At 66.5% G+C, this 4,392-nt stretch carries 3 protein-coding genes; all 3 read left to right on the forward strand.

Going from position 1 to position 4,392, the window contains the following annotated elements:
* A partial coding sequence (locus ACFE7U_RS04055) for a PIN domain-containing protein (RefSeq protein ID WP_375408448.1) occupies positions 1-225 on the forward strand: 225 nt, incomplete at its 5' end.
* Positions 226-306: 81 nt separating this feature from the next.
* Positions 307-2,220, forward strand: coding sequence for a DNA primase (gene dnaG / locus ACFE7U_RS04060; RefSeq protein WP_375408449.1), 1,914 nt, complete (start codon positions 307-309; stop codon positions 2,218-2,220).
* A gap of 193 nt (positions 2,221-2,413) precedes the next feature.
* Positions 2,414-4,392, forward strand: a 1,979-nt coding sequence (rpoD, locus tag ACFE7U_RS04065) for an RNA polymerase sigma factor RpoD (RefSeq protein ID WP_375408450.1), incomplete at its 3' end; no start/stop codon positions are given.

The raw sequence follows: 4,392 nt of genomic DNA on the forward strand, positions 1-4,392 counted from the left end.
GACCTGCCGCTTCGCTTCGACGGCCGGCTGCTCGGAATTGACGAGGTCACGGCCGATGTCTGGGGGCGCCTGATGGTCCAGGCTCAACACCGTGGACGTCCCATCTCCGCAATGGACGGCTTCATTGCCGCTACGGCATGCCGACATGGGCTGAGTCTCGTGACGCGCAACAGCAAGGATTTCGAAGCTCTGGATATCCCGCTGTTGAACCCTTGGCAGGCGTGACCGGCTGCGAAGCGTCGGGACTCGGTAAGGCCTGCTGCGCTATAAGGTTGGGCTGCTCCAACCGGATGGCTCAAGCTCGCCGTGCGCTACCCCCCTCACATCCTCGAAGAGATCAGAGCGCGGCTGCCCGCCTCCGACGTGGTCGGGCGGCGTGTGCGGCTGAAGAAGGCCGGTCGCGAGTGGCGCGGGCTGTCGCCGTTCAATGCCGAGAAGTCGCCGTCCTTCTACGTCAACGACCAGAAGCAGTTCTACCACTGCTTCTCAAGCGGAAAGCACGGCGACGTCTTCACCTTCTTGATGGAGACGGAGGGCCTGAGCTTTCCCGAGGCCGTAGAGCGTCTGGCCGGCGAGGCCGGCGTCGCGCTGCCCGCCCCCAGCGCCGACACTCGCGAGATGGAGACGAAGCGCCGGGGCGCCTTCGAGGTCATGGAACTCGCCGCCGCCTTCTTCGAGGAACAGCTGCGCGGTCGCTCCGGCACGCAGGCTCGGGCCTATCTCGACGGCCGCGGCCTGACGCCCGAGATCCGCGCCCGCTTCCGGCTCGGCTACGCCACCGGCGACCGCTACGGCCTGCGCGACCACCTCGCGGGAAAAGATGTCGACAAGGAGCTGATGGCCGAACTCGGGCTTCTCGTGAGCGCCGACGACGTCGCGGTGCCCTTCGACAAGTTCCGTGACCGGGTCATCTTCCCGATCACCAACAGCCGCGGCCGGGTCATCGCCTTCGGTGGCCGGGCGATGCAGGCCGAGGCCAAGGCAAAGTACCTGAACTCGCCGGAGACGCCGCTCTTCCACAAGGGTCAGGTCCTCTACAACCTGCACGGAGCCCGCAAGGCGGCCCATGATCGCGGGACGATCATCGCGGTGGAAGGCTATGTCGACGTCATCGCCATGACCATGGCGGGCCATGCCAACGTCGTGGCACCCATGGGAACGGCACTCACCGAGGAGCAACTCGCCCTGCTCTGGCGCCATGGCGACGAGCCGATCCTGTGCTTCGACGGCGATTCGGCCGGACAGCGCGCGGCCCTGCGAGCCATCGAGACGGCGCTGCCGTCCCTCGAACCCGGCAGGTCGCTGCGATTCGCCCTGCTGCCCGAAGGCCAGGACCCCGACGACCTCCTCCGCTCCGGCGGCGCGGCAGCCATCGACAAGGTACTCGATGGCGCCCGCCCGCTCGTCGACGTGCTGTGGTCGCGCGCCCTCGAGGCAGCACCCGTGGACACGCCCGAGCGTCGGGCGGGCCTCGCCAAGTCCGTGCGGGCGATGGTGGCCGGCATCCGCGACGAGACCGTCCGCCGGTTCTATCGCGACGAGATCGAGGAGCGGTTGCGCACCGTCTCGCCACAGGGCGGCGCGAGACCGCGCGGCAGCTATCAGCGCCCGGTCTTTCAGGGCGGCCCGCGTCGCGGGCGAATGGACGATCCGGCGCCGTCACCGCGGATCACGACCTCCTTCAACCCGCTCTATGCCGGCGCCACCGGAGCGTCGGGCCACGCCGCCTTCCGCGACCGTGAGGCGATGATCGTGTCGAGCCTCCTCGTCCACCCGGAACTCCTCGGCATCGAGGCGGAGGACCTCGCGGCGCTCGTGCTCGACGACCCGGACGCGCAGGCCCTTCGCTCGCTCCTCCTCGACGCCCATGCGGAAGCTGGCCAACCTGACGTCGAGGTCCTGGAGAGCCGCCTGAAGCGCGCGGGTTTGCAGGCGGCGGCAGAGCGGCTATCATCGCACGTGCGTCCAGGGGACCGCTGGATCCTCGATCCGCATGCCGATCCGATGCGGCTCGAAGACGCATTGCGTCAGGCCGTGATCTTGCACTGCAGGTCAGGCGCGCTAAATAGCGAACTCCGCCAAGCCGAGCTGGCCCTGGTCGAAGATCCGACCGAGGCCAATTTCGCTTGGCTATGCGATGTGAAGGAACGTCTGGCTGTCGTTACGGGGGCGGAAGCTGAAGCGGATTCGCCCACTGGGGCCGAGACGCCGACGGCTTGAGCCCGGGTTTTCGCGCCGGATGGTCGGATCGCGGACCATAGTTAACATTCGGTCAAGCGTCTTGCTTGCATACCGGGATCTGACATCGACGCGGTCGCGCATCAGCGTCCGCAGACCAATATGAGAGTGCGGCGTCGACCGCGAGGGGCATCTGGCTCCCGCTCGACGTTCGTGCGGCAACAATAGGCTGATCATGGCAACCAAGGCAACGGAACGGGACGAGACGGATGCTGCCACCGAGCAACAGACCGACGGACCGCTCCTCGACCTGACGGATGCCTCCGTCAAGCGGATGGTGAAGCTCGCCAAGAAGCGCGGCTACATCACCTATGAGGAGATCAACGAGGTCCTGCCCGACGGGCAGTCCGATCCCGACCAGATCGAGGACGTCCTGTCCCAGCTCTCCGAGATGGGCATCAACGTCGTCGAGGCCGAGGAGACCGAGGACGCGACTAGCGACAAGCCCGCCAACGGCGAGGCGTCGGAGGACGAGGACGGCGCCGAGGGGACCGAGGTCGCCGAGATCGCACCGGCGAAGCCCGTGGCGCTGCGCGAGACGACCACCAAAGAGCCGACAGACCGCACCGACGATCCGGTGCGGATGTATCTGCGCGAGATGGGCTCGGTGGAGCTCCTGTCGCGCGAGGGCGAGATCGCCATCGCCAAGCGAATCGAGGCCGGTCGCGAAGCGATGATCGCGGGTCTCTGCGAGAGCCCGCTGACCTTCCAGGCCATCATCATCTGGCGCGACGAGCTCGTCGACGGCCGCGTGCTCCTGCGCGACATCATCGACCTCGAGGCCACCTATGCCGGCCCCGACGCGAAGAACGCGCCTCAGATCACCGAGGGCGAGGAAGCCGAGGCGGAAGTCGAGGCTCCGGTTCCGGCCGAGGGCAGCGACGACGATGACGACATGGAGAACAACGTCTCGCTCGCGGCGATGGAAGCAGAGATCAAGCCGCGTGTCCTCGAGACCTTCGACAACATCGCCAACAACTACAAGAAGCTGCGCAAGCTCCAGAACGAGCACGGCGAGCTGAAGGCGGGAGGCGGCACCCAGACGCCCGCGCAGGGACGCAAGCAGTCCGAGCTGAAGGACACCGTCGTCGCCGACGTGAAGTCGCTCTCGCTCAACGCCAACCGCATCGAGGCTCTGGTCGAGCAGCTCTACGACATCAACAAGCGGCTGATCTCACACGAGGGCCGCCTGATGCGCTACGCCGAGAGCCACGGCGTCGCCCGCGACGAGTTCCTGCGCCATTACCAGGGCTGGGAACTCGACCCGAACTGGATGCAACGAGTCGGCACGCTCGGCGGCAAGGGCTGGAAGAACCTCGTCGAGAAGGGCGCCAAGCAGGTCGGCGATCTGCGCGAGCAGATCCTGACGCTCGCATCCGAGACCGGGCTCGAGATCGGCGAGTACCGCAAGATCGTCAACATGGTCCAGAAGGGCGAGCGCGAAGCCCGCCAGGCCAAGAAGGAGATGATCGAGGCCAACCTCCGCCTCGTGATCTCGATCGCCAAGAAGTACACCAACCGCGGCCTGCAGTTCCTCGACCTGATCCAGGAGGGCAACATCGGCCTGATGAAGGCCGTCGATAAGTTCGAGTACCGCCGCGGCTACAAGTTCTCGACCTACGCGACGTGGTGGATCCGCCAGGCGATCACCCGCTCGATCGCCGATCAGGCCCGCACCATCCGCATCCCGGTCCACATGATCGAGACGATCAACAAGATCGTGCGGACGTCGCGCCAGATGCTCCACGAGATCGGCCGCGAGCCGACGCCCGAGGAACTGGCCGAGAAGCTTGCCATGCCGCTGGAGAAGGTGCGCAAGGTCCTCAAGATCGCCAAGGAGCCGATCTCCCTAGAGACGCCCATCGGCGACGAGGAGGACAGCCACCTCGGCGACTTCATCGAGGACAAAAACGTCGTCCTTCCCATCGACGCGGCGATCCAGTCGAACCTGCGCGAGACCACGACGCGCGTGCTCGCCTCGCTGACGCCGCGCGAGGAGCGCGTGCTGCGCATGCGTTTCGGCATCGGCATGAACACCGACCACACCCTGGAAGAGGTCGGCCAGCAATTCTCGGTGACCCGCGAGCGCATCCGCCAGATCGAGGCGAAGGCATTGCGGAAACTGAAGCACCCGTCACGGAGCCGGAAGCTCAG

The sequence above is a fragment of the uncultured Methylobacterium sp. genome (assembly GCF_964251405.1).
GTDB lineage: Bacteria > Pseudomonadota > Alphaproteobacteria > Rhizobiales > Beijerinckiaceae > Methylobacterium.